The 24370-nt window shown below is 69.0% G+C and carries 20 protein-coding genes; 13 read left to right on the plus strand and 7 right to left on the minus strand.

Annotated features, from left to right (window positions below):
• Positions 1-65: 65 nt before the first annotated feature.
• The 7 genes from Q9Q40_10335 to Q9Q40_10365 all read right to left on the minus strand — a co-directional run bounded on the left by Q9Q40_10335 (position 66) and on the right by Q9Q40_10365 (position 9899).
• Positions 66-881, minus strand: a complete 816-nt coding sequence (locus tag Q9Q40_10335) for an enoyl-CoA hydratase/isomerase family protein (GenBank protein MDQ7007620.1) — start codon at positions 879-881, stop codon at positions 66-68.
• A gap of 16 nt (positions 882-897) precedes the next feature.
• Positions 898-1896: a tetratricopeptide repeat protein gene (locus Q9Q40_10340; GenBank protein ID MDQ7007621.1), complete on the minus strand. Its 999-nt coding sequence runs from the start codon at positions 1894-1896 to the stop codon at positions 898-900.
• A gap of 57 nt (positions 1897-1953) precedes the next feature.
• A complete protein-coding gene (locus Q9Q40_10345; protein MDQ7007622.1) occupies positions 1954-3348 on the minus strand; it encodes a sigma-54 dependent transcriptional regulator in 1395 nt (464 codons plus the stop codon).
• Positions 3349-3351: 3 nt separating this feature from the next.
• Positions 3352-4881, minus strand: coding sequence for a Do family serine endopeptidase (locus Q9Q40_10350; protein ID MDQ7007623.1), 1530 nt, complete (start codon positions 4879-4881; stop codon positions 3352-3354).
• 97 nt (positions 4882-4978) lie between these two features.
• Positions 4979-6418: a sigma-54 dependent transcriptional regulator gene (locus Q9Q40_10355; GenBank protein MDQ7007624.1), complete on the minus strand. Its 1440-nt coding sequence runs from the start codon at positions 6416-6418 to the stop codon at positions 4979-4981.
• Positions 6415-8445: an NAD-dependent DNA ligase LigA gene (gene ligA / locus Q9Q40_10360; protein ID MDQ7007625.1), complete on the minus strand. Its 2031-nt coding sequence runs from the start codon at positions 8443-8445 to the stop codon at positions 6415-6417. The genes Q9Q40_10355 and ligA overlap by 4 nt, the downstream gene beginning before the upstream one ends.
• Positions 8442-9899 carry an ATP-binding protein gene (locus tag Q9Q40_10365; protein ID MDQ7007626.1) on the minus strand — a complete coding sequence of 486 codons (1458 nt, stop codon included), beginning with the start codon at positions 9897-9899 and terminating at the stop codon, positions 8442-8444. Before Q9Q40_10365 ends, ligA begins: the two co-directional genes overlap by 4 nt.
• 353 nt (positions 9900-10252) lie before the next feature.
• Here Q9Q40_10365 and Q9Q40_10370 point away from each other — a divergent pair, with 353 nt between their 5' ends.
• The 13 genes from Q9Q40_10370 to Q9Q40_10430 all read left to right on the plus strand — a co-directional run bounded on the left by Q9Q40_10370 (position 10253) and on the right by Q9Q40_10430 (position 24365).
• Complete coding sequence (locus tag Q9Q40_10370) at positions 10253-11434, plus strand: transcriptional regulator (GenBank protein ID MDQ7007627.1); 1182 nt, start codon at positions 10253-10255, stop codon at positions 11432-11434.
• Positions 11431-12093, plus strand: a complete 663-nt coding sequence (locus tag Q9Q40_10375) for a hypothetical protein (GenBank protein MDQ7007628.1) — start codon at positions 11431-11433, stop codon at positions 12091-12093. Before Q9Q40_10370 ends, Q9Q40_10375 begins: the two co-directional genes overlap by 4 nt.
• A gap of 285 nt (positions 12094-12378) precedes the next feature.
• Positions 12379-12819: a division/cell wall cluster transcriptional repressor MraZ gene (locus Q9Q40_10380; GenBank protein MDQ7007629.1), complete on the plus strand. Its 441-nt coding sequence runs from the start codon at positions 12379-12381 to the stop codon at positions 12817-12819.
• Between the two features lie 24 nt (positions 12820-12843).
• Positions 12844-13788, plus strand: a complete 945-nt coding sequence (gene rsmH / locus Q9Q40_10385) for a 16S rRNA (cytosine(1402)-N(4))-methyltransferase RsmH (GenBank protein ID MDQ7007630.1) — start codon at positions 12844-12846, stop codon at positions 13786-13788.
• Positions 13785-14129: a hypothetical protein gene (locus Q9Q40_10390; GenBank protein MDQ7007631.1), complete on the plus strand. Its 345-nt coding sequence runs from the start codon at positions 13785-13787 to the stop codon at positions 14127-14129. The genes rsmH and Q9Q40_10390 overlap by 4 nt, the downstream gene beginning before the upstream one ends.
• The gene (locus Q9Q40_10395; protein ID MDQ7007632.1) at positions 14126-15871 is read left to right on the plus strand and encodes a penicillin-binding protein 2; all 1746 of its coding nucleotides are present in this window, start codon (positions 14126-14128) and stop codon (positions 15869-15871) included. The genes Q9Q40_10390 and Q9Q40_10395 overlap by 4 nt, the downstream gene beginning before the upstream one ends.
• A complete protein-coding gene (locus Q9Q40_10400; GenBank protein ID MDQ7007633.1) occupies positions 15868-17343 on the plus strand; it encodes a UDP-N-acetylmuramoyl-L-alanyl-D-glutamate--2,6-diaminopimelate ligase in 1476 nt (491 codons plus the stop codon). The genes Q9Q40_10395 and Q9Q40_10400 overlap by 4 nt, the downstream gene beginning before the upstream one ends.
• On the plus strand, positions 17340-18719 hold the full coding sequence (murF, locus tag Q9Q40_10405; GenBank protein MDQ7007634.1) for a UDP-N-acetylmuramoyl-tripeptide--D-alanyl-D-alanine ligase: 1380 nt from the start codon (positions 17340-17342) through the stop codon (positions 18717-18719). The genes Q9Q40_10400 and murF overlap by 4 nt, the downstream gene beginning before the upstream one ends.
• Positions 18716-20101 carry a UDP-N-acetylmuramoyl-L-alanine--D-glutamate ligase gene (gene murD, locus Q9Q40_10410; protein ID MDQ7007635.1) on the plus strand — a complete coding sequence of 462 codons (1386 nt, stop codon included), beginning with the start codon at positions 18716-18718 and terminating at the stop codon, positions 20099-20101. Before murF ends, murD begins: the two co-directional genes overlap by 4 nt.
• A complete protein-coding gene (locus tag Q9Q40_10415) occupies positions 20098-21222 on the plus strand; it encodes an FtsW/RodA/SpoVE family cell cycle protein (GenBank protein MDQ7007636.1) in 1125 nt (374 codons plus the stop codon). Before murD ends, Q9Q40_10415 begins: the two co-directional genes overlap by 4 nt.
• The gene (murC, locus tag Q9Q40_10420; protein MDQ7007637.1) at positions 21215-22648 is read left to right on the plus strand and encodes a UDP-N-acetylmuramate--L-alanine ligase; all 1434 of its coding nucleotides are present in this window, start codon (positions 21215-21217) and stop codon (positions 22646-22648) included. Before Q9Q40_10415 ends, murC begins: the two co-directional genes overlap by 8 nt.
• Positions 22645-23562, plus strand: coding sequence for a UDP-N-acetylmuramate dehydrogenase (gene murB, locus Q9Q40_10425; protein ID MDQ7007638.1), 918 nt, complete (start codon positions 22645-22647; stop codon positions 23560-23562). Before murC ends, murB begins: the two co-directional genes overlap by 4 nt.
• Complete coding sequence (locus tag Q9Q40_10430; protein MDQ7007639.1) at positions 23559-24365, plus strand: FtsQ-type POTRA domain-containing protein; 807 nt, start codon at positions 23559-23561, stop codon at positions 24363-24365. Before murB ends, Q9Q40_10430 begins: the two co-directional genes overlap by 4 nt.
• Positions 24366-24370 lie beyond the last annotated feature (5 nt).

Here is a 24370-nt window from a genome sequence, read left to right on the forward strand (position 1 = left end):
CGGGTTCGGACCCGAACCTTTGCAAGCAGAAAAATAGGGCTCCGGACCCTCTCGAAGCAAGGCGATCACTCCTGGAACCTCGACGCGGCGAGATGGACCAGGGCCCGTCCTTCCTCCTCGAGGGCCTCGTCGAAGGGCCAGGTCAAGCCCCTGCGCACCTGGTCGAGCAGCATCCGCTCCACTCCGGACAGGGGCCCGGCCCGGCCTTCCAGGCGCCGAATCAGCAGGTCCGCCCCTCCGGGAAGAGCCCACAGCCAGCGGTCGATCAGCGGCCAGCGCGGGCGCCGCGCCGAAACCTCACGGGCCACGGACTCGAGTGCCCCGGGTTCGGCCAGAGAGTCGGCCAGCCCCCAGCGCAGGGCCAGGCTGGAGGGTACCAGGGCTGCCGATCGCAGCAGCTCCCAGGCCAGGGTCGGACCGAGGCGGCGGGCCAGGCGGACGCTTCCTCCCCAGGCCGGGACCATCCAGCCTTCGTGGGGCAGAAAGCCCACGCCGGCGGTGGCCGAGCGGACCATCACCCGCATCGAACAGGCCAGGGCCAGTTCGAACCCGGCACCAACGGCCGGCGCCTCGATGCAGGCCACCGTGGGGAACGGCAGTTCGGCCAGCCGGCAAAGCGTCCGGCGACCCCGACGGACCCACTCCCACAGGAGATCGGCATCCTGCACCGGGATGGTGGCGGGCGGGGGGGAGACGAGGAAGGCCGTGGCGGAGTCGGAGCCGAGCAACAGGCGCTCGACGGCCCCATCTGCGCCCAGGGCTTCCAGGGCCGCTTCCAACTCGTCCATCAGCTCCGGCGTCGCGGCGGGAGCCCGACCGGGGGACGCGCGAAAAGTGAGCCGCGCCACCCCCAGGGAAGAATCCACGTCCAGGAGGGTCACCGGCCCACCGCCACGATCAACGTTTCTCGGCCTCCGCCGCGTCGATCAGCTTTTTCACGCTGGAGACGTCGAGCCCCATTTCCTCGGCGATCTCGGCCTGCCGCCGGGCATCGTCGATGCGTCCCGCCCGAGCCAGTGTCGTGGCGTAGGCGATGTGGTAGTCCCGGTTGGAAGGTTCGAGACCGGCGGCGCGCCCCATGTGGTGGGCAGCCTTCTCGTACTGGCCCGTCTCGAGGTAGAGCACCCCCATCCTCGCAGCCAGGACGGCGTCTCCTGCACGCTGTTCGGCCAGGCGCTCGAGAAACTCGAGAGACTTGCCCAACTGCCCCTGGCGCTGGTAGAGATCGGCCAGCCCCTTGAGCACCTTGGGATCTTGCGGGGCGATGCGGTAAGCCTGCTCGAGAAAGCCCACACCCTCCGCTCGCTTGCCCGAGTTGTAGAGCAGGACGCCCAGGTTGAAAAACGGGCGGGGATTGGATTTGTCGTATTTGACCGACTTGCGCAGCAACTCTTCGGCCCGGCGCACGTTGCCCTGGCGCCAGCGGGCGAACCCCGCCACCGAATATCCCTCCGCCATGGTCTTCCGGGAGGCCAGGGGCGAGACGGCCGCCGCCAGGCCCTGCCGCACGGCCTCGTCGAAAAGCTCGGCGCGCAGAAGGCCCTTGGCATAGAGCAGCAGCACGTCCGGCTCCTCCGGCGCGGCCACGGCGGCGCGGGTCAGGGCGGCCAGCCCTTCGTCGGAACGCCCCGCCTTGACCAGGGCGAGGCCGTAGCGGGCCAGGAGCCGGTGGTCATCCGGCGACCGCTGCACCTGGGCCGAAAGTTCGGCGAGCCGCGCCTGGACGGCCTCCGACGCCTGGGCCGAAACCGTCATGTTGCGCACATGGCCCGCCGGCTGAGTCGGAGGCCCCGCCTGGGCGAGGAGGGCGGCAGGCGGAAAGATCAGCGGCAGGCCCAACAGCAACCCCGTCCGGCGAAGCCATCGTGGAGGTCGGTGATTTTCCATGATGATCATCTCTCCCAAGCCTCCCCTGCCGATCTTACCTGTACTTTCCGGCTTGTCACGTCCGGTCTACTCCGGCTCGCCGCCCCCCCTGCGGGTCAACGCATACTGTTCGAGCTTCTTGTAGAGATTGGAGCGGGGCGTGCCGATGGCCTGGGCGGTGCGGGTGATGTTCCAGCCGTTCTCCTGCAACTTGCGCTCGAGGTAGGCCTTTTCCGCCATCTCCTTGAACTCGCGCAGGCTCGACACGGAGAAAAGAGCGTCGGCCGCCGGAGTTTCCAATTCTCCCGACACGGGGAGATCGGCGGCATCGATCTCGCCTGGAGGTCCAAGGATCAGCGCCCGCTCGAGATAGTTGCGAAGTTCACGCACGTTGCCGGGCCAGGGCCTGGACGCCAGCACCTCCATGGCCGCCGCAGTCATGCGTCGTGGCCGGAAATTGTTCTCCTTGCAGATCAGCCCTACCAGGTGCTCGACCAGGAGAGGTATGTCTTCCCGCCTCTCCCGCAACGGGGGTAGATGAATCGGCAGGACGCTCAGGCGGTAGAAAAGATCTTCACGGAAGCGCCCGGCGGCGATTTCTTCCCGCAGCGACTTGTTCGTCGCGGCAATCACCCGCACGTCGACCATCATCGGCCGCCCCGCCCCCACCGGCTCGATCTCTCCGTCCTGCAGGGCTCGCAACACCTTGGCCTGAGTCTTGAGAGACATGTCACCGATTTCATCGAGGAAGATCGTCCCGGAGTGAGCCCTGGCAAAGCGCCCCTTCTGTCGGGCCGTGGCTCCCGTGAAGGCCCCTTTCTCGTGTCCGAAGAGCTCCGATTCGATCAGGTCTTCGGGGATCGCCGCGCAGTTGACCCGGACGAAGGGCCGATCCCGGCGATCGGAAGCCTGGTGGATCGCCCGCGCGACGAGTTCCTTGCCCGTCCCGGACTCTCCTGTGATCAGGACCGTCGCCTGCGTCGGCCCGGCCTTGCGGATCATCTCCCGCACCCGGCGCATGGGAGGGCTCTCGCCCACCATGCGCCAGCGCTCTTCTTCGTGTTCACTGCGGGCGCGTACTTCTTCGCGCAGGCGCGAGCGTTCGAGAACACCCTCGACACGACGCAGCACGACCTCCCGCTCGAGGGGTTTTTCGAGGAAATCCTGCGCCCCGGCCCGCAGCGCCTCGACGGCGGTGCGGATCGTCGCATGCCCCGAGATCATCAGGATCGGCACGTCCGCACCGGCCTGTCGGATCCGGCGCAGGGCCTCGAGACCGTCGAGACCCGGCATACGAATGTCGAGCAGGAGAACGTCCGGCGGACGGGTGAGGGTCATCCTCACGGCTTCCTCACCGCCCGCCGCCTCGGATACGCGATAACGGTCCTCGTCCTCCAGAACGACCCTCAGGCTCTCGCGAATGGCCTTCTCGTCATCGGCGACGAGAACCAGGGGGGGCTTACCCCCTTCCCGGGGAGCCATCGGTCATTCGTCGCCGGAGGGCGCCCGGAAGAAGACCAGGATCTTGTCCCCTCCGGAAAAGGCGATGCGGGCCTTGACCACCTGCCCCGGCTTGACCTTCGCCGCGGCCTTTCGGTATTCGTCGAGGGTGCGCACCGGCATGTCGTTGATATCCATCAACACCTGGCCCTCACGCAGGCCCTTTTCGTAGGCGTTGGAAGCCACGTCCACGTGGGTGATCAGCACGCCGCGGATGCCGGCCTTCTCGAGGCTCTCGCGCATCGAACGCGGCAGCGGGGTGACGGAAATGCCCAGGTCGGTCACCTGTCCTTCTTCGTCAGGCTCTTCCTCCATCGCGGGCGGGGGCTCGTCGCCGGCGGTGGGACGCACACCGAGTTCGACACTGACCTCGACCTCGTGACCGTCACGCCAGATCGTCAGCTTCACCGTTTCACCGGGGGCCTTGGAGGCAATGCGATCGACCAGGTGGGCCGAATCCTTCACCTCGTTGCCGTCGACAGCGAGGATCACGTCGTCTTCCTGGATTCCCGCTTTGTCCGCCGGCATGCCCTTCTCGACACGGGCCACGTAGGCACCGCGACGCCGATCGAGGCCGAGATAGTCGGCCCGCTCCTCGTCCACCGGCTGAACGGACACGCCCAGGTAGCCACGCTTGACCGTGCCGGTACGAACCAACTGGTCCAGCACCGGCTTGACCTTGGAGATCGGCAGGGCGAAACCGATGCCCTGAATCGTGTTGGCCGCGCCGCTCATCAGGGGATTGCCCGCGCCGCGAATGATCGCCGTGTTGATGCCCACGACCTCACCGCGCGCATTGAGCAGGGGGCCGCCCGAATTGCCGAAGTTGATCGCGGCGTCGGTCTGGATGTAGGAGCCCAAGTCCCGTGGATCGAAGTTGATCTGTCGACCCTTGCCGCTGACCACGCCGACGGTCACACTCGAACGAAAGTCGATCGGGTTGCCGATGGCCACGACCCACTCGCCCACCCTCAGCGCCTCGCTGTCGCCCAGGGGCAGGGCGGGAAAACCCTTGCCTTCGACCTTCAGCAGGGCCAGATCCAGGGCCGGATCGATACCCACCAGCTTGGCCGGGTAGCTGTTGTCGTCGACATCCCAGACCTCGAGGCGATCCGCGCCATCGACGACGTGCCGGTTGGTCAGCAGGTAGCCGTCCTCGGTGATGAAGAAACCGGAGCCGCTGGACTCCTGACGCCGCTCAGGCGCGCGCTCCGGCGCCTGCCCATCGCCGAAGGGTTCCCGGAAGAAACGACGAAAGAAGGGCAGCTGGGCGTGGGGGTCCTCCCGCGTGATGGTGGTGTTACGCACCAGGACCACCGACGGGATCGCCCGCTCCGCCAGGTCGGCGAAAGAAGGGGCCACCACCGCGGAAGCCGGCGAGGGGGGGGGAGCGAGCTGGAGTTCCTGGGCCGAGACCGCACCCCAGGGCCCGAGCACGGCCACGCCGGCCACCGCACCGGTCAGCACCGCAGCCGTCAACAAAATGGTCAGAACGACGAATTGTCCGCGACTCATGAACTCAACCTCCCGGGGCGCCGGTCCTGTGGCCCGGCCCCCTTGCTGGCGATTCCCGACTCCAGACTGCCCTCCGGCGGGAAATCGTGCCAACCACTCATTCAACCCCCGTGTCCGATTCGGTGACGGCATAGCCGTCTTTGCGGTATTGCTTGATCTTGCGCTGGAGAGTCCGCAGTCCGATGCCCAGCATCTCCGCGGCCTGGGTTCGGTTGCCGGCGGTGATCTCGAGGGTCCGCAGGATGGCCTCCCGCTCCACTTCCTCCATGGTCTTGCCCGCCAGGCCCGTGGAAGAGGGGCCGAGGAACGTCCCCAACGCGGGTAAGACTTCTCCCACGCTGCCGCGCACCTCTTCGGGCAGGTGATGGGGCTCGATCCGCTGACCCGCGTGGAGAATCACGAAGGACTCCATCAGGTTGCGCAACTCTCGTACGTTGCCCGGCCAGGCGGCGCGCTTGAGGACCTGCAGCGTCTCCGGTGTCAGTTCGGGCGCCGGACGATCGTTCTCGTCGGCGAAGCGATCGATGAAACTCGCCGCCAGCACGGGGATGTCTTCCGGCCGCTCCCGCAGCGGTGGGATCCGCAGGGTGACGACGGCCAGCCGGTAGTAGAGATCCGCACGGAATTGCCCGGCCTCGGCCATCGCCAACAAATCCCGGTTGGTCGCCGCCAGCAGGCGCACATCGACCCGCATCTCCTGGGTGCCGCCGACCCGCATGAAGGTCTGGGACTCGAGAACCCGCAACAACTTGCTCTGCAGCGGCAAAGGCAGTTCACCGAGTTCGTCGAGGAAGAGCGTTCCCCGATCGGCCAGCTCGAACTTGCCCGGCTTGCGTGCCTGGGCCCCGGTGAACGCTCCGCGTTCGTGGCCGAAGAGTTCGGATTCGAGGATCTCGGCCGGAATCGCCGCGCAGTCCACCGGCAGGAAGGTCTCCCGACTGCGCGGAGAATGGCGATGGATCGCCCGGGCTACGAGTTCCTTGCCCGTACCGGACTCTCCGAGGATCAGTACCGAGGACCGGGCGGCGGAAACCTGCTGGATCTTGCGGAACAGTTCCAGCATGGGAGGCGAGGTGCCGATCATGCCTTCGAACGACCCCTGGCTGTCGAGCGTGCTGCGCACGGCCCGGTATTCGCTGATCTCCCGGGCGAGCTGGACCTTTTCCACCAGGTGGCGCACCCGGGCCCGCAGAAGATCGATATTTTTCACCGGCTTTTCGAGGAAGTCGGCGGCCCCGTCCTTCATCGCCCCCACCGCCGTCTCCACCGATCCGAAGGCCGTGATCATCAGCACGCCGACGTCGGGAACCATCTCCCTCGCCCGACGCAGGACCTCCAGGCCGTCGAGGCCCGGCATACGCAGATCGGTGATGACCAACTCCACGTCCGGGTGTTCGCGCAGGAAAGCCAACGCCTCGAGGCCGTCGCCGAAAGCGTCGACCTGGTAGTCCACCCGGCGCAGGGCCTTGGCCATGGCGATTCTCCCGCCGGCATCGTCATCGACGATGATGATCCGCCCCTTGACCTTGTCCTTCATGCCTCCATCTCCAACCAGCGGGCGAGCGTCGGCCAGTCCACGACGCGGATGCCGAGTTCGCGCGCCCGCGACAGTTTGCCGCCAGGGTCTTCGCCGGCGACCAGCAGGTCCGTCTTGGCGCTGACGGCGGCGGTGACCTTCGCGCCGGCTTCTTCGAGTCGCTGTTTGACCTCGCCCCGCGGCCGCGGCAAGGTTCCCGTCAGAACCACTCTCTTGCCGGCCAACGGGTGGGCCGACGACGCAGCGGCGGGCGGCGCCGGGCGGCCGCCGACCCCCGCCTCGACCAGCCGGCGAGTCCATTCCCGTGTCGCAGGACACCGGAAGAAACTCACCACCGAACGCGCCGTGACCGGCCCGATATCTTCGAGCGCGGCCAGACGCTCCTCGGCGTCGTCCGCTTCCACCGCGGACAGGATTTCCCCGAGGGAGCCGAAGGCGCGGGCGAGTGTCAGGGCCGCCCCCCCTCCCACGTGGCGGATACCCAGGGCCGCCAGGACTCGCTGCAGGGGTTGCCGGCGGCTGGCATCGATCTGCGCCAGCAGATTGGCAGCGGACTTGCTCCCCATCCGCTCGAGCCGGGCCAGGGTCGCCTCGTCGAGGCCATAGAGATCCGCCACGCTGCGCACCAGGCCCCGGGCCACGAGCTGTTCGATCAGCGCGGGACCAAGGCCCTCGATGTCCATCGCCGAGCGCCTGGCGAAGTGACGCAGGGATTCCTTGAGCCGTGCCGGGCAGTCCGGGGCGACACAGCGCAGGGCCACCTCGCCGGGGGTGGCCACCACGTCACCCCCACAAGCCGGGCAACGCTCGGGGGGCTCGATGACGCGCACGTCTTCCCCGCGCCGAGACAGCACGGGGCCGACCACCTTGGGAATCACCTCGCCGCCCTTTTCGACGATCACCACGTCACCGACGCGGATATCCTTGCGGGCGATCTCCTCGAAATTGTGCAACGTGGCACGGGAGACGCGACTGCCCGCCAGGAGCACCGGCTCGAGGCGGGCGACGGGAGTCAGGACTCCCGTGCGTCCCACCTGCACGTTCACGTCCAGCAGTCGGGTGGTCGCCTGCTCGGCGGGATACTTGAAGGCGATCGCCCAACGGGGGGCGCGAGCCGTGGCTCCGGCCTGTTGCTGGAGACTCAACGCGTCGACCTTGACCACGATGCCGTCGACCTCGTAGGGCAGCCCCCCCCTCTCTTCGGCCCAACGCCGGATGTAGGCGCAGACCTCGCCGAAATCCCCAAGCACACGCCGATGGGGATTGGTCGGCAACCCGCAGCTCTCGGCCAGGTCCAGGCCGCGGCTGTGGGATTCGATCCGCCGGCCATCGACGCGAAGCACCTGCCAGAGCTGGATCGCCAGGGGCCTCCGGGCGACGAGAGCCGGATCTTGCAGGCGCAGCGTGCCCGCCGCGGCGTTGCGGGGATTGGCGAAGGGCGCCTGCCCGGCCTTCTCCCGCTCCCGGTTGAAGGCCTCGAAGTCTTGCCGCGGGAAGTAGACCTCTCCCCGGGCGACCAGCTCGCGCACGCCGCCCCCCAGGCGCAGCGGCAGCGAGCGGATGGTGCGGACGTTGGGGGTGATCTCCTCACCCACCCGCCCATCTCCGCGGCTGACGGCCCGGACCAGTTTGCCGTCCTCGTAGAGCAGGTCCACCGAAACCCCGTCGATCTTGTGCTCCACCGACCAGAGGGGCACGCTCCGGCCACCGAGAACACGCTCGAGACGCTGCTTCCACTCCCGCAGTTCATCCTCGCTGTAGACGTTGTCCAGCGAGAGCATGGGCACTTCGTGGCGCACCTGGGGGAACTCCCCCTCCACGGGGTGCCCGACCCGGCGCGTGGGCGAATCGTCGGTGATCAGCGCGGGGTAGCGCTCTTCGAGACGGCGCAGTTCCTGTTCGAGCGCGTCGTATTCGCCATCGCTGATCTCGGGTCGCGCCTCGACATAGTACAGGGCGCGGTGGCGCCAGAGCTCATCCCGCAGCCACTGGACCCGCGAACGGACTTCCGCGGGAATCCCGCTCATGCCGGATCCCCGCCGGCCGGCACCCCGGCGTCGGGAGTTTCCAGCGGCTCGACCTCGTCCACCAGGGCGGAGGGCAGGATGATCGTGAAACAGCTTCCCTTGCCCTTTGCGCTGACGACTTCGATCCTGCCCCCGTGGGCCTGGACGAAGCGCTGGGCGATGGGCAGCCCGAGACCGGTGCCCGCCGGCTTCTTCGACCAGAACACGTCGAAGATCTGCTCCCGCTCCTTTTCGGGTATACCGGGGCCCTGGTCACAGACCTGGATCCGCGCTTCACCCTGTGCCGTGGCCCCCACGCGCACTTCCACGCGCCCCCCGGCATCACTGACCTCCAGGGCGTTCTGGAGAATATTGAGCAAGGCCTGGCGAATCTGGCCGGCGTCGACCTTGATCGTGGGCGCACCTTCCTCGTGGATCAGCCCGAGGTCTACCAGGGCCGCTTCGAACTGGGGCTGGACGAAGCGCACCACATCCGCCACCAGGTCCACCGGCGCCACCTCCCGCCGCTGAGCCCGTGTCGGTCGGGCGAAGGCGAGGAAGTCCTTGACCAGCCGTTCGAGGCGCAGCACCTCCTCGCGGCTCGAGCGCAAGAGGATCACGGCCTCCTCGTCCACGCAGCCTTCGGCGATTTCTTCCTCGAGCATCTGCAGGTTGATGTTCATCGCGTTGAGGGGATTGCGGATCTCGTGGGCCAGACCCGAGGCGAGAGTGCCGATATAGGCCAGGTTCTCGGCCTGCTGGGTCTCCCGCTCCAGGCGCCGGGTCCGCTGAATCAGGCGCAGCACGTAGAGGAAGGCGACGACCAGCAGCAGCAGGCTGATCAGCCCGCCGGCGAGGAGAATGAAAACCGACTCGCGGCGCAGCCGGCCGACCTCCCGACTCATCACGTCGGGGGCTACGCCCAGCAGCAGGGTCCCCCGTCCGCCCCCCAGGGGAACCTGCAGCGCCCGCTCGGAACGCGAGCCCACGAGACGGATCTGCTGACCCGAGAGCAGGCTCGGCAGCAACGGGGGCGGCGAGTCGGGACTGGGCGGCGCGGCACCGGAAAAGGCCTGGCCGATCAGGGAGATCCGCCCGCCACTACCGATGGGGCGGTCCATGTGGAGCAGCAAGCGGCCGTCGGGAGTCAGCACGTCCAGGCTTTCGACGATCTGGATCCGCGAAAGCTCCTCTCCGATCACCTGGGCCAGCACGTCCTTCCGACGCTGCACTCTGACGTAGTCGATGTTGCCCGCCGGCCCCACTTCCTCGGCGATGATCCGCGCGAGATTTCCCGCCTGGTCCAGGGTGTCGAGCAGCTTGGTCTGGATCATGCGCTGGTCGAACTGGTGGAAGTAGAGCCAACCGATGATCCCCACGTTGGCCGACACCAACACCAGGTAGAGCAGCACGGCCCGCAGGAGCAGTCGACGGACCTGGCGATCGGAAGACGACGCGGCGCCTCTGGGGATCAACAGGGCTTCTCCCGGCGTCGCCCCGGGCCTTGGGGGCGAACACCCGCGGGGGATTGTGCCGGCTCCCGGGCTCGGCGTCAAATCGGCGTACCCTTTTGGGGACAAACTCCGGGTTTTCCCCCCGCCAGGATCGGAATTTGACGGTATCCTCTAGGGGCAGCTCCGATGGAGATCTCGGGGAAGAAGCGGCGAGCTATCCTGGGCGGCGGAGATGCTGCTGATTTGCCGCAAGAAGCGCCCATCCCGACGCAACGGGCATGGCGTCCGTGGTACATGTTCCAGCGGAGGTGGGCAACATGGGTCACGCGGCAGTGAGCAGGCGACTGGACCGCCGCCCCTCGAAAGGGGCGTCGATGGCGGAGCTCAAAGGCAGCCCCAGGCTCGGAGGCTACCTCCGAAGCTTGAGGGTCGGCTACGGCTACTCCTTGCGCAAAGTCGAGGAAAAGGCCCGCATGCATGGGGGAGAGATCGACAACTCCCAGCTCTCCCGCTATGAAAAGGGGGTTTGCTACCCCTCCTTCGACAAGCTGCGCACTCTGGCCCGGATCTTCAACGTCTCGATCCAGACGTTCTCGGACGTGGTCGATCTCGAAGAGCTCGAAAAGCACCTCCCCGAGGGCGACGACGCGATCGAGCTGATGAAGGCGGGCCATGCCGAGTTCCATCTTGGCGACTACGGGCGCGCCTACGCCCACTACCAGAAGGCGCGCACCCTGATCGAACAGGGCTGCGACGACGATCCCGCCGGAGAACAGGCACGCTTCATCGCCAAGGCACGGTTGGCCTCGGCCATCGTGCTCTACCGCATGGGCAAGGTTTCCCTCAGCGAATACGAAATTCGCCAGCTCCTCCGGCTGGGCAAGCACCTCGAAGAGGGCACCCTGGTCCGGGCCCTGCTGCAGCTGAGCAATGTCCACAGCAGCTTCGGAGACTTCCTCCTGGCCGAGATGGAAGCCACCCGCTCGCTGGAAATCGCCCGGCGCGCGGATGACCGGCTCCTGACCGCCCAGTCCCACCACGCCCTGGGCCGGATCTTCCAGGACCGGAAGGACCTCGACCTGGCCCTCGAGCACCTGCACGAGGCCCTCAAGCTCTACCGGGAGCTGAAGGACGATCACGAGGCCCTCAAGGTCAAGCTGAACCTGGGGCCGATCTACGCCGCCCGGGGCCAAGTCCGCGAAGGCGTGCGCCTGCTGATGGACGCCCGCGACGAGGCCCGGCGGCAGGGACACCGCTGGACCGTCGCCTCGGCCTGCGCCTGGCTGGCGGAGACTTTCTTCCGCAGCGGCGATTTCGCCAAGGCTCGCCAGTATCTCCGCGAATCCAATGCCATCGCCTCCAACGGTGAGGTGCAATACGTCGACATCCTCTTCCTCAATGCCTACTACCTGTGGAAGGTGTCGCTGGCCGAAGACAACAGCGCCGAGGCGAAGATCGCCCTCGGCCGGATGAAATACCTGCGCCCGCACCTCGAGCAGAACCTGCCGGAGGTCCGGGACTTCGATCGCTTCATTGAGAAAGGGGGCAAGAAATGACCCGCCGGCTGGTTCTCCTCACGATGATGCTCTCCCTGGCCACCCTGCCTGCGCTGGGCGCGTCCGCTCCCGGGGGCATGCTGCCCCACGACAAGGCTCCCTACTACCTCGGCCCCACCGACGGCCCCATCTCGATGACCGTCGATCCCACGGGCACCATGTGGGCCGTCTGGGCCTACGACAACGGCGCCGAGACGGACATCGCCATAACCCGCTCTATCGGTGACACATGGTCGGTTCCGGTGCTGGTCGGCGTGTACAACCGGCGGGACGACCGGGATCCCCGCATCGCCTTCATGGCCGACGGCACGCCGGTACTGGGCTGGTGGCAGGCCGGCGCCGACGACGATCCGACCTCCTTCGACCGGGTCCTGCTCTCCTTCTTCCTCGACGGTGAGTGGAGCGCCCCGGTCCAGCTCAGCCTGCCCGACGCCCACGGACGGCAGCCCAACTTCTTCGATACGGGCGCGGACCTGGAAGTCGGCTTCCTCCAGATCGACCCGGCGACCGGACGCTCCGAGATCGACATCCGCCCGGTGGAAAAGCCCCGCCCGGGAGGCGGCACCAACGGCCCGGATCCACTCCCCACCTTCACCATCGGTGGTGACGAGGAGGTTCCGGAAGGCGGCACGGGCGACAACACCCGGTCCAGCGGCTGAACCTCCCCCGACCCCCCTTTGTGCCCTTCCTCGGGCACGTGGAACGGCGGCCCCGGCCGCCGTTCGCCGTGTCACGGCCGGAAGGGTCCGCCATGAGCCGGTTTTCCTCGTTGACATCGGAATGGCTTTTCCGTAGCATCCCCGTGGGAAGAAGTGGGAAAAGGTGGAACCAAGTGGCCCATACTGGGTGGACCATGCGGTTTCTCCACCGGGACGGTGCCCGGAACGCCCCGCAATCCTTCGCTGTTTTCCGCTGCTCTCGGAGCGGAGGGCACTGGAGCTTCGATGCTGCGCGGCCACGCCAGGGCGAAAGTTGATAGTAAGGGGCGTCTGAAGATCCCCGCGGAGTTCCTCGAGACATTCCTGGAACTCAGCGGCGAGAGTCGGCGTGTCTTCGTCACCTCCCGCGACGGCCGGCGAGCCCTGATCTACCCCCTGCCGGTCTGGGAGCGGCTCGAAGCGAAGATTCTCGAACTCCCCACCACCCGGCCTTCAGTGGACCTCTACCTCCAAACCACCAGCTTCTGGGGCCGGGAAAGCACCGTGGACGCCAGCGGTCGGGTGCTGGTGCATCCCCTGCTCCGGGAGGCAGCCTCGATCTACGGAGACGTCTCGGTTTTCGGTAAGCAGCAGATTCTCGAAGTCTGTGATTTCGAACTCTTCCGACACTCGCCCCCGGTCCTGAGCCCCGAGGCTCTGACGGAACTGGCCGAGTTCGGGATCTGAGAAGTGCTCGAAGGGACAGCACGGATGGCCCCAGAGGGTTTCGTCCATCGGCCGGTCATGGTCGCCGAGGTCCTGCAGGCCCTGGCCCCGGGCCCGGGTCGACTGCTCGTGGACGGCACGGTCGGCCTCGGGGGCCACGTGGAAGCCTGGATGGAGGCCTGCGGCGGCGAAGGTCGCGCGGTCGGCATGGATCGGGACGCCTCGGCCCTGGAAGTCGCTCGATCGAGACTCGGCCACTGGGGAGCGCGGGTTCGGCTCGTCCACGGAGACTACCGCCAGGCGGACCGGCACCTCGACGAGTTGGGCATCGAAAGCGCCGATGCCGTCCTGCTCGACCTGGGACTCGGTTCCCACCAGCTCGAGGATCCGGAGCGGGGTTTCTCCTTCCGCCACGAGGGCCCCCTCGACATGCGCTTCGACCGGGACTTGCCGGGACGCCGGGCGGCGGAGATCCTGGCCCACTCCAGCCCGCTGGAACTGGAAGCCATCTTTCGGGACTACGGCGAGGAGCGCGCGGCCCGCAAGCTGACCCGGGTGATCGTCGAACATCGCCAGCGGCGCCCCCTGTCCACCACCACCGAGCTGGCGGACCTGGTCCGCCGGGCCCTCGGGCCCGGGCACCGGGGGCGCATCGACCCCGCCACCCGCGTCTTTCAGGCCCTGCGCATCGCCGTCAACGACGAACTCGACGGCCTGGGCCGGGCCATCGAAATGCTGACCCGCCGGCTGCGCCCCGGCGGCCGCATCGCGGTGATCTCCTTCCACAGCCTCGAGGACCGCATCACCAAGGGCACCCTGCGCCGGCTGGCCACGGCCCGGCACCGGCAGCCGGACGATCCGCCCGGAACGGAGGCCGTCGCCCCCCTGCTCGACCTCGAGGTGCGCCGGGTGACCATGGCCTCGGACGACGAGGTCGCGGCCAATCCCCGCTCCCGGTCGGCCCGGCTGCGGTGGGGGATCCGCCGATGAGCCTGCCGGCAGGCGTGATCAACCGGCCGCCGCTGGCCGCACCGCATCCGGTCGTACTCGGCCGGCTGGCGCGCATCGCCCTGGTCACTCTCCTGCTGGCCGCCCCCCTGATCACCCAGGTCGCCCTGCAGACCCGCGGCGTCCGCTGCCGCTACGAGACCATCGACCTCGAGCGGCGCCTCGAGCAACTCCACCTCGAGCGGCGCAGCCTGATCGCCCGCCGCGCAGAACTGCTCGACCCTGCTCGTCTCCGGCGCGAAGCCCGCCGCCTGGGACTGGTGCCCGGGCACGCCGACCAGAGACCCTTCGTCCTGGCCGCCGGCCGGGAGGCCTCCCCATGAACCCGGCCCCCCGCGGTCACCGGCGCCAGTGGCTGCTCCTGGGCGTTTTCATGCTCGGGGGCGTTCTGATCTCCGCACGCCTGGTGCAGCTCCAGGTCCTCCTCCAGCCCTACCTGGAGGCTCGCGCCGAACGCAACGCCACCGGCAAGGTGACGATTCCCGGCCCCCGTGGACGTATTCTCGACCGCCGGGGCCAGGTGCTGGCGATCTCGGTGCCGACCCACGTGCTGCTCGCCCGGCCGTCTCACCTCTCCCGCAAGGGCATGAGACTGCTCGAGAGGGCCGCCGGCACGCCCGACCGGCTCACCCGGAGAGCCCATCGGGACAACTGGATCCCCGTCACCCGCACCTGCGACCAGCGTTGCAAGGCGGCGGTGCTCGATGGTGTGGACAAGGGCATCGTCGACCGCAGGGCGGTCCACCTCGAGCCCAGTTTCCAGCGCCGCTACCCCTACGGCAGCCTGGCGGCCCACGTGCTGGGATTCGTCAACCGGGACGGCGTTCCTGAAGGCGCCGAGCGGGAATTCGACGACCTGCTGCGCGGGAACAAGAGGGAGCTGCTGCTCGAGCGGGACGCCCGGCTTCAGGTCCTCGGATCCCGCAGCCAGGGACAACAGCAGGTTCCGCCCTCCTCGGTGATGCTGACCCTCGACCTGCGTATTCAGCAGCGCCTGGAAGAGGAACTCCGCCGCGGTGTCGAGCGCCATGCGGCACGGCGAGCCATGGGCGTCGTCCTCGACCCTCGCAACGGCGAGGTCCTGGCCATGGCGAGCTATCCCACCTACGATCCCAATCGTTTCAGCCGGGGCGTCGAGTACCATCGCAACCTGGTCATCGGCCACGCCTTCGAACCCGGCTCGGTGATCAAACCTCTGACCGCGGCCGCGCTGGTCGAGAACGGGGCCGTCTCCCCCGAGCAAGCCGTCTACTGCGAGCGAGGACGCTGGTACTGGAAGAACGAAGGTCGCGGCCGCCCGATTCGTGATCACCACCCCCACGAGTGGCTGACTCTGCCCCAGGTCCTGGAGGTCTCGAGCAACATCGGCATCGCCAAGCTCTCCCTCAGGCTCAGCGAGTCGCAACTGCATCGGGCGCTCCAGCGCTTCGGCCTCGGACGGCGCACGGGCATCGACCTGCCGGCCGAAGCCCGCGGAACGCTGCGCTCTCCCGATCGCTGGCGAGGGCGGGATCGACTGGCCGTGGCCTTCGGGCACAACGTCTCGGCCACCGTGCTCCAGCTCGCCACGGCTTACGGCGCCCTCGCGCACGGCGGCCGGCTTCCCGTACCGACGATCGCACGGGCCTGGGCCGATCCCCAGGGACGGTGGCACGCTCTCGAGCACCGCAGCGGCAGCGTCCAGGCGGTCTCCGGGAACACGGCGCGGCGGATCAGCGCCTGGCTCGAGGCCGTGGTCGTCGGCGAGCATGGCACGGCCCACCGGGCCGCCGTTCCCGGATACCGGGTGGCGGGCAAGACGGGGACCGCCGAGAAAATCGTCAAGGGCGTCTACGACCGGCGCCGCAACATCTCCACCTTCGCGGGCTTCGCGCCCGTCACCGATCCCGCCGTCGTGGTGGTGATCACCATCGACGAACCCAGTCGCGCAGGCCGGGACGCCGGCACGGTTGCCGCACCCGTTTTTTCCGCCGTGATGGCGGAGACCCTCCGCCTGCTCAGGATTCCCCCCACCGATCCCGCCACGCCCACGATGGTGGCGGCCAGATACAGGAAGCGCCCATGATGCTTCTCGGCGACCTGCTCCACGACCTTCCCGGAACTCGACTGCGAGGGCCCCGGCGCTGCTCGATCCAGCGGATCGTCCTCGATTCCCGCATGGTTCAGCCCGGCGACCTTTTCGCCGCCCTCGAGGGTGAGCGCAGCAACGGCAAACTCTTCGTGGACGAGGCGGTGCATCGCGGCGCAGTGGCCGTGCTCTCGGCCCCCCCCAAGCCCCCGGGGTGCAACTCGTCGGTGGCATGGATCGAGTGCGAGCATCCCCGCCGCACGCTGGCCCTGATGGTGCGCAGGCTGCATGGCGCACCCGATGAGAGGCTCTCGGTGATCGGCATCACCGGCACCGACGGCAAGACCACCACCGCCCATCTGCTTTCTTCCGCCCTCTTCGCCAACGGCATCCCGACCGCCATCTCCGGCACACTGGGCCAGTCTTTCGGACGCATCGGCGAGGGCGCCGTCCTGACCACACCGGAAGCACCGGAACTCTACGCCTTCCTCTCGGAGGTCGAGCGGGAAGGCGCCCAGGTGGCGGCCATGGAAGTCTCGAGCGCGGGCCTGGTGGCCGACAGGACCTACGGGATGCGCTTCGCGGGAGCGGTGCTCACCGGCATCGGCCAGGACCACCTGGACCTTCACGGCAGCCAGGAAGCCTACCTGGCGGTCAAGCGACGGCTGTTTCAGCAACTCGGCAAGGGGGCCTTCGCCGTACTCCCGCGGGACTGCGCCGAATACGAAAGCTTCGCCCAGGCCGCCGCCTGCCCCAAGGTGAGCTTCGGCCTGGACGCAAACGCCGATTGGCGCGTGGTCGACCACAAGAGCCACATCGGCGGGGCGACCTTTCGCCTGACGGGCCCCGACTTCGACGAAGAGGTCCATTTCGACCGCCCCGCCGATTGGGACGCGCTGAACCTGGCCGCCGCGGTGGCGGCGGCGGTGCAACTCGGTGCCGACCCCTCCATGGCGGTCCGCGGCGCGGCGGCCTGTCCACCGATTCCCGGTCGCTGGGAGGTGATCGACGAGGGTCAGCCGTTCGCGGCCATCGTCGACTACGCTCACACGCCCCAGGCTCTCGAGCGGGCCCTCGGGCAACTGCGCGCCATGAAGCCCTCCCGAGTGATCCTGGTCTTTGGCTGCGGCGGTGACCGGGACCGGGAGAAGCGGCCCCTGATGGGGCGCATCGCGGCCGAACTGGCGGACATGGTGATCCTCACCGATGACAATCCGCGCCAGGAGAACCCGGAGCAGATTGCCCGGGAGACGGCCGCCGGCCTCAAGGACGGCCCCGCCGAATGGCGGCGCATCGCCTCCCGCGAAGAGGCGATCGCCCATGCGGTCGCCCTGGCACGGCCCGGCGAAGCCCTGCTGGTGGCCGGCAAGGGACACGAAACCTGGCAGGAGATCGGCCATCGCCGGGAGCCCTTCGACGACCGTGAGGTGCTCGCCGAAGCCCTGCGCACCGTGGGAGCCCGTTCGTGATCTCGCGCACCGCGGCGGAAATCGCCGCGGCCACGGGTGGCCGCGTGCTGACCGGGCCCGAAGGGCGCCGGGCGACCGCGGTGTGCATCGATTCCCGCACGGTCCGACCGGGTGACCTCTTCTTCGCCATCGAAGGCCCGCGGCATGACGGGCATCGTTTTCTCGCGGAGGCCGCCGCGGCCGGCGCCACGGTCGCCGTGGTCAGCCGAGCGGTGGAAACGCCACCGTCGATGACGCTGGTGCAGTGCGCGGACACCACCGAGGCCCTCGGCCGATTGGCCGCCGACGAGCGGCGGCGGCGCGAGCTGAAAGTCGTCGCCATCACCGGATCCGCCGGCAAGACCACCACCCGGCGCCTTGCGGCCGCGGCGCTGGCCGCCACCACGCCCACCGGCTCGTCTCCGGGCAATCTGAACAATCAGTGGGGCCTGCCCCTTTCCCTGCTGGGGCTCGACGCGAAAGTCCGTGTCGCCGTGCTGGAAATCGGCATCAACCACCCCGGAGACATGCCGCCCCTGGCCCACATCGCCGCCCCCGACGTGGCCGTGATCACCAACGTGCTCCCGGCCCACATCGGGCACTTCGGCTCGCTCGCGGCCATCGCCCGGGAAAAGCTGGAATTGCTCTCTGCCCTGGGCGACGGGGGCGTGGCGGTACTGCCCGCCGAACAGCCCCTGCTCCTCGAGCCCGCCCGCAACCGCGGACACCGGGTCCTGGGTTTCGGGCTGAGTGCCGAAGCCGAACTGCGTGCGGAAAAGGTGCGCACGCGTCCACTCAGGGGTGTCGCTTTCGTGGTCGACGGCGTGAACGTCGAACTGGCGCTCTGGGGCCGTCACGCCGTGCACAACGCCCTGGCGGCCCTCGCCGCGGCGCGGGCCCTGGGCGCGCCCCTCGATGTCGCCGCCGCCGCCCTCGGGACGGTCGAAGCGGGAGCCGGTCGCGGCCGCGTGCTCGAACTCCCCGGCGGCACCCGCATCGTCGACGAGAGTTACAACGCCAACCCGGCTTCCACCGTGGCGATGCTCGAAGAGGCCGCCCAGGCCCCCAGGCAGGGCCGGCTGGTGGCGGTGCTCGGAGACATGCTGGAACTGGGCGAGCTGAGTGAAGAGGCCCACCGCACGGTCGGCCGGGCCGCGCGGGACGTGGGCGTGGACCTCCTCGTCACCGTCGGCGAGATGGCCGAGACGATGGCCGACGCCGCCCGGCCCCCGGGCCCGGCCCGCATCGAACAGTGCGCCGACGCCGCCGAAGCGGCGGCTCGCCTGAGCGCGGCCCTCGAGGACGGCGACCTGGTGCTGATCAAGGGTTCGCGGGGCGTGGGGCTCGAGAGGGTCGTCGAGGCTCTCCAGGCCCTTCCGGGGAGGACTCGATCGTGAGCGCCCTGGGCGTGGAGAACATGGAACGGAGGCGCTGGCTGGTCCTGGGCCTCGGCCGGACGGGCATGGCGGTCTGCCGGCACCTGCTGGACGCCGGCCACCGGGTCTGGGCCTCCGACATCAAGCCGCGGCGGGAATGGGCCGGAGCGCTGCAAGCTCTCGAAGCCCGGGGGCTCGAGTGGCTGGAGTGGCCGCAGGTCGTCTCGCGGCTCGAAGACTTCGACCAGGTGATCCCCTCCCCCGGGATTCCCCTCGACCGTCCGCCCCTGGCCCAGGCCCTCGAGGCCGGCATCACCGTCACTTCGGAAATCGACCTGGCGCCGGCCACCATCGCCCGACGCTCGGTGGCCATTACGGGCAGCAACGGCAAGTCGACGGTGACCGCCCTGGCCGCGGCCATGCTCGGCCAGGGTCGCGGCCGGAACGCGGTGGCCTGCGGAAACTTCGGCACGCCCCTGGTGGAGGCCACGGCGGCGGATGCTCCCGGGCGTCACTACGCCGTCGAGTTGTCGAGCTTCCAGCTCGAGACCACGACCGCCGCCCGCTTCGGCGCGGTGGTGCTGCTGAACATCCAACCGGACCATCTGGACCGGCACGGCAGCTTCGAGGCCTACGCCGCGGCCAAGTGGCGCATCGCCTCCCTCCGGCTCGCCGGTGCCCCCCTGGTGGCCTGCGTCGATGATCCCGCGGTGGCCGCGGGACTGGCGGGCGTGGCGCCTCCCGTGCTCGCGATCCGCTCGGGCGCCCCCGAGGGCCCGGGAGGCGGCGTCGAAAGCGGTCGACTGGTACTCGACCTGGGTGACGGCCGCGAGGAACTGGGGCCGGTCGCAACCCTGCCCCTGCCGGGCCCCCACAACGTGCTCAACATCCTGGCCGCGGCGACGGCCTGCCGCGCGATGGGGGTTCCGCTGGCCGCGATCCGGCAAGCCCTCGACGGCTTCTCCGCCCTGCCTCACCGCCTCGAGCCGGTGGCCGTGCGCGATGATGTGCTCTTCGTCGACGACTCCAAGGCGACCAACGTGGCCGCGGCGCTGGAGGCGGCCCGCGCCTTCCCGGACCGCCGCGTGCTGATCCTGCTCGGCGGCCGCGACAAGGCCGGCGATTTCCGCCCCCTGGCCGAGGTACTGTCCGAAACCGGTGCCATCGCGCTGACCTTCGGCGAGGCGGGAGAAACCATCGCCCGGACGCTCGGGCAGGGCGGCTGCCGGGTCGAGCGCTGCGACACCCTCGAAGACGCCACGCGCCGCGCGGCGGCGGCGGCCCGCCCCGGCGACGTGGTTCTGCTCTCTCCCGCCTGCGCTTCCTTCGACGCCTTCAACGGCTTTGCCCACCGCGGGGAGGTCTTCGCCGACCTGGCGCGACGACTGGGAGGTGGGGCGTGAAGATACTGGGCAGCGGCGAGGTGCGACGCCGTCCCGATCTGTCGGCGGCCATCGTGGCCATCCTGATGGCCGTGGGAGGTGTGGCGATCTCCTCCTCCGCCCGGGTCTTCGAAGACGCCGTGTCGGGCCATGCCGCCTCCTCCCTGCTGCGCTCATTGCTCTACCTGGTGGTCGGCCTCGGCACGCTCTTCATCGTGGCGCTGCCCGACTACCGCAAGGTGCAACAGCCGGCCTTGCTCTGGCTGCTGCTGGCGGGGACGGCCGTGACCCTGCTGCTTCCCCTCTTCGGCCCGGAGATCAACAACACGCACCGCTGGCTGCGCCTGGGTCCCCTGAGCCTGCAACCCTCCGAATTCGCCAAGCCGGTACTGATCGTACTCCTGGCCGCCTCGCTGGCCCGCACCGGTGAGCGCGTGCGCCGGTGGGAAGGACTGGTGCGGCCGCTGCTGATCACCGGCGTGATCGGCGGGCTGGTCTTGGCGGGAGGCGACCTGGGTACCCCCACCCTGATGTTCGCCACCGCGCTGGCGATGATCTTCGCCGCCGGGGGCCGGCTGATGCATTTCATCGTCCTTTCTTCGGCGGGCACGGCCGTCTTCACCCTGGCCGTCAACGCCGCGGCCTATCGCCGGGCCCGCCTGGCGGCCTACGTCGACGGCCTGCTGGTCAGCCCCGAGAACCTCGGCCACCTGTCGGGACAACTGCGGCAGTCGATCATCGCCGTCGGCTCCGGCGGCATCTTCGGCAAGGGCTTCGGCGCATCGACCCAGAAGGCCTTCTTCCTGCCCGAGCCCGACAACGATTTCATCTACGCCATCATCGGCGAGGAACTCGGCCTGGTCGGTGCGATGGCCGTACTGGTGGCCTTCCTGGTGATCGCCTGGAGGGGAACCCAGACCTCGGCCCACGCCTCCGACGAACTGGGACGCCTGATCGCCATCGGCGCGACGGTGCTGATCGTCGGCCAGGCCCTGTGCCACATCGGCATCGTGCTGGGCATGCTCCCCACCAAGGGCCTGCCCCTGCCTTTCCTCTCGAGCGGCGGATCCTCGCTGGTCTCCTCCTTCGCGTTGATCGGCCTGCTGCTGGGAGTCTCCCAGAGGAGGCGGGTCCATGCCTGAGCCTCGCCGCGACGCCGGCGCCCTCCGCGCTCCGATCACCGGACTCGGCCGGGTGCGCCGGGTCTATTTCATCGGCATCGGCGGTTCGGGGATGTGCGGCATCGCCCAGGTCTTGCTCCACATGGGCTATGCCGTCAGCGGCTCCGACCTGCATCGCGGCGCATCGGTGCGGACCCTCGAGGCCCTCGGGGCCAGGGTCTTCGAAGGCCACGCGCGGGGGCGGGTCGCCGACTGCGACGTGGTGGTGGTCTCCTCCGCCATACCGGCCGACAACCCCGAGTGGGTGGAAGCCCGCGAGTTGCGCATCCCCGTCATCCCCCGGGCCGAAATGCTCGGTGAGCTGATGCGCATGAAATACGCGGTGGCGGTGGCCGGCTCCCACGGCAAGACCTCGACCACCTCGATGGTGGCCACGACCCTGACCCGCAGTGACTGCGACCCCACCGTCGTGATCGGCGGTCGCCTGGAGATTCTCGGCAGTCACGCTCGATGGGGGGGCGGCCAGGTGCTGGTGGCCGAGGCGGACGAGAGCGATGGCTCGTTCCTGCGACTCTATCCCACGGTGGCCGTGGTGACGGGAATCGACCGAGAGCATCTGGACCACTACGGAGACTTCGAAGCGGTCAAGAAGGCCTTCGTCGCGTTTCTACGCAAGGTCCCCTTCTACGGCAAGGTGATCGCCTGTCTCGATGACGAAGGCGTACAGGACATCCTGCCCCGCCTGGATCGACGCATCGTCACCTACGGCTTCACGCCCCAGGCGGACTACCGGGTGACCAGCCTGGAAATCGACGGGTTCGAAACGCGTTTCGAGTTCCGCCATGGCCAAGGAGCCGCACAACGGGTCCGACTGGCGACCCCCGGTCGTCACCAGGTCCTCAATGCCCTGGCCGCGCTGGCGGTGGCCGACGAGTTGGGCGTCCCCATCGAGCAGGCCGCCGAGGCCCTCGACGGCTTCCGCGGCGCCGACCGCAGGATGCAAAGGATCGGAGAAGCCGGCGGCGTGCTGGTGGTGGACGACTACGGCCACCATCCCCGGGAGATCGAAGCCACCCTCGGCGCTCTGCGGGAAGCCGTGGGCGACAGGCGTATCGTCGTACTCTTCCAGCCCCACCGTTACTCCCGACTCGAGGCCCTCTTCGACGCATTCTGCAGGGCCTTCCACCAGGCGGAGGTGGTCCTGCTCACCGACCTCTACGCCGCGGGAGAATCGCCCCGCGAGGGCATCGACGCCCAGGCCCTGGCCGAGGGCCTGGCCCGCCACGGACACCGGGACGCCACCTGGGTCGGCCCCCTCGACGCGGCCATCGACGCGGCAGCCGCCCGACTCGAAGCTTCCGACGTCCTGCTGACTCTCGGTGCGGGTTCGGTTTCCCGTGCCGCGCCGGCCATCGTCGAGCGGCTGGCCAAGGAGTCGACGCGATGATGGCCGCCCTCGATTGTCGCCGGTTGGCGGCGGACCTGGGCATCCGCGTGGAGGCCGAGTACCCGCTGGCCCGACTGACCACCCTCAACGTCGGGGGGCCCGCCGAGTGGGTCTTCTTCCCCCAAACGGCCGAGCAGGCCGCGACCCTCTACGGCACGCTGCGTGGCAGCGGCACGGCACTCCGCTTCATCGGCGGCGGCAGCAATATCATCGCGCCCGACACCGGTGTGCGCGGCGCGGTGATCTGCACGGCGCAGATGACTCATCCGCCCCAGGACATCGGCGGCGATCGCTTCCGCTGTTCCGCCGGCCAGGCGATCCCGGGGCTCGCGCGCTGGGCGGCCAAGGCCGGGCGAAGCGGGGTGGAATTCGCCGAAGGTATCCCCGCCCAGCTCGGCGGCGCCCTGCGGATGAACGCCGGGGCCAACGAATCGTGCTTCGCGGAAATCACCGAGGCGGTATGGCTGGCCGACGGCGAGGGGGGCATGGAAGAGCACCCGGTGGTCACCGGCGACTTCGCCTACCGACAGAGCTTCATCGCGCGCCGGGGATGTTTCGTGGTCGGCGCCGTGTTGCGCCTGGCAGAGGACGATCCGGCGGCGATCCGGGAGCGGATGCTCACCTTCCGCAGGCGCCGCCAGGCCAGTCAACCTCTCAGCGAGCGCTCTGCGGGCTGCGTATTCGCCAACTATCCCGACCAGAGCGTGGGAGCCCTGATCGAGGAACTGGGCCTCAAGGGCCTGCGGATCGGTGCCGCCGAGGTTTCGCGGATTCATGGCAACTTCATCGTCAACCGGGGGGGCGCCCGGGCGGTGGAAGTGCTCGAAACGATCGACCGCCTGCGGGAGGCGCTGACCCGGAAGACAGGGCGGGAACCACGGCTGGAAGTCGAGATCTGGAGCGAGCAGGCATGAACGACCCCCTGCGCAAGGTCCGCAAGCAACGCAAGCCCGACGCCCGCCGGCGGCGCCCGCCCAAGGCGCTTCCCTTCCTGCTGGCCGGCGCCGGCCTGCTGGCCGTGCTGCTGCTGGCCCTGGGCGTGCGCGCGGTCGTTCTGTCGGCCACCCTGCGCTGCCACCGGATCCAGGTGGCCGGCTGCCAGCGGCTGGATGAAAGCCGCCTGCGCGACGTGGCGAGCGGGCAACTCGGCCGGCCGCTGCTGCTGATCGACCTCGACAGGGTGCGCAGCGAGATCGAGGCCCTGCCCACGGTGCGCCGGGCGATCGTCGCGCGGCATTTCCCGGACCTGCTGGACCTGCAGATCGAGGAGCGGCAGGCGGTGGCCCGCTGCCGACCCGGCGGTGGCCCGCCGCGCCTGGTCGACACCGAAGGCTATCTCTTCCCCCCCGGAGCCGGCCAACCCGGCGACCAGGACCTGCCGCGAGTGCGCGGATTGCGCACCGATGCCGAAGCCGGCCGCCTGGTGGCGGAGGACCGGCCGGCCTTGCGGGCCCTCGACGCGCTGGTCCGGGTCACCGGGAGGCGGATTCCCTCCGGAACCGTCATCGACCTTTCACCGAAGGACCGCATCGTCCTCAAGCCGGGTGATGGATCCCTGGTGCTGTGGCTCGACCGTCAGCACCCAGAGACCAACCTGGAAAAACTCTTTACCTGGAAACGGGAAGTGACCCGCATCGCCGCCGGCCGGAGCGTCGATCTCCGCTTCCCTCGCCGTCTGACCCTGATCCCGGCCGAACAACCTGAGCCGCGGAGGTAAGCGCC

Source organism: Acidobacteriota bacterium (genome assembly GCA_030949985.1).
GTDB lineage: Bacteria > Acidobacteriota > Polarisedimenticolia > J045 > J045 > JALTMS01.

Bases quoted from the DNA above. Each gene is read 5' to 3' on its own strand.
- Q9Q40_10350 (MDQ7007623.1), bottom strand. From the start codon at position 4,881: ATGAGTCGCGGACAATTCGTCGTTCTGACCATTTTGTTGACGGCTGCG.
- murB (MDQ7007638.1), top strand. From the start codon at position 22,645: ATGATGGCCGCCCTCGATTGTCGCCGGTTGGCGGCGGACCTGGGCATC.
- Q9Q40_10340 (MDQ7007621.1), bottom strand. From the start codon at position 1,896: ATGATCATCATGGAAAATCACCGACCTCCACGATGGCTTCGCCGGACG.
- Q9Q40_10400 (MDQ7007633.1), top strand. From the start codon at position 15,868: ATGATGCTTCTCGGCGACCTGCTCCACGACCTTCCCGGAACTCGACTG.
- Q9Q40_10430 (MDQ7007639.1), top strand. From the start codon at position 23,559: ATGAACGACCCCCTGCGCAAGGTCCGCAAGCAACGCAAGCCCGACGCC.
- ligA (MDQ7007625.1), bottom strand. From the start codon at position 8,445: ATGAGCGGGATTCCCGCGGAAGTCCGTTCGCGGGTCCAGTGGCTGCGG.
- Q9Q40_10375 (MDQ7007628.1), top strand. From the start codon at position 11,431: ATGACCCGCCGGCTGGTTCTCCTCACGATGATGCTCTCCCTGGCCACC.
- murC (MDQ7007637.1), top strand. From the start codon at position 21,215: ATGCCTGAGCCTCGCCGCGACGCCGGCGCCCTCCGCGCTCCGATCACC.
- Q9Q40_10355 (MDQ7007624.1), bottom strand. From the start codon at position 6,418: ATGAAGGACAAGGTCAAGGGGCGGATCATCATCGTCGATGACGATGCC.
- Q9Q40_10380 (MDQ7007629.1), top strand. From the start codon at position 12,379: ATGCTGCGCGGCCACGCCAGGGCGAAAGTTGATAGTAAGGGGCGTCTG.
- Q9Q40_10345 (MDQ7007622.1), bottom strand. From the start codon at position 3,348: ATGGCTCCCCGGGAAGGGGGTAAGCCCCCCCTGGTTCTCGTCGCCGAT.
- Q9Q40_10395 (MDQ7007632.1), top strand. From the start codon at position 14,126: ATGAACCCGGCCCCCCGCGGTCACCGGCGCCAGTGGCTGCTCCTGGGC.
- Q9Q40_10370 (MDQ7007627.1), top strand. From the start codon at position 10,253: ATGGCGGAGCTCAAAGGCAGCCCCAGGCTCGGAGGCTACCTCCGAAGC.
- rsmH (MDQ7007630.1), top strand. From the start codon at position 12,844: ATGGCCCCAGAGGGTTTCGTCCATCGGCCGGTCATGGTCGCCGAGGTC.
- Q9Q40_10390 (MDQ7007631.1), top strand. From the start codon at position 13,785: ATGAGCCTGCCGGCAGGCGTGATCAACCGGCCGCCGCTGGCCGCACCG.